Below are 208 nucleotides of genomic sequence, written 5' to 3' on the forward strand. Positions count from 1 at the left end.
AGACGCACGGTCACCTGCACGGTAGAGGCTTTCTTCTTCTCCGCAGTTGGTGCGGCAGCGGTTTCCTGTGCCGGCTGCGGTTCCTCGTCCTTGCGGCCGATCATATTCTTGAACATTTCCTCTGCACTGAGTCTTGCCATTACTGTTCCCTCTCCTTCTCTACAAACTCCTTGACGAAATTCAGACAGTCATTCACAAAATTCCGGCT

Origin of the sequence: Butyricicoccus sp. AM05-1, from assembly GCF_003474415.1 — a bacterium.
In the GTDB taxonomy this organism is placed as follows: Bacteria; Bacillota; Clostridia; order Oscillospirales; family Butyricicoccaceae; genus Agathobaculum; species Agathobaculum butyriciproducens.